This window comes from Alkalihalophilus lindianensis (assembly GCF_032843265.1).
Lineage (GTDB): Bacteria > Bacillota > Bacilli > Bacillales > Bacillaceae_D > Alkalihalophilus > Alkalihalophilus lindianensis.
Genome location: NZ_JAWJBA010001145.1, coordinates 1 through 229, shown reverse-complemented (window position 1 = coordinate 229; position 229 = coordinate 1). Strand labels below are relative to the sequence as shown.

Annotated in this window: 1 pseudogene; it reads right to left on the bottom strand. The window is 35.8% G+C overall.

Annotated elements, in window-relative coordinates:
- A pseudogene (locus RYX56_RS25655) lies at positions 1-129 on the bottom strand (RNA polymerase subunit sigma-70); the annotation flags it as partial.
- Positions 130-229 lie beyond the last annotated feature (100 nt).

Here is a 229-nt window from a genome sequence, read left to right as displayed (position 1 = left end):
CATTAAGCGTAAATATTTTCTTTCTTCTGCAGCGGATAGGGGTTGAGGAAAGGCATTGTTCTTTACATATGATACAAGAAATAAAAACTCCTTTATTAAATAACCAAGAGCCGTTAAAATTCCAGACATCCGTATCCCCCCGTAACATTGGACTATAGCCTATAATAATTCCTATGAGAAAAACGGGAAATTGTGTCTGTCCTCATAATTTTATTTGCCAGGTTGTATC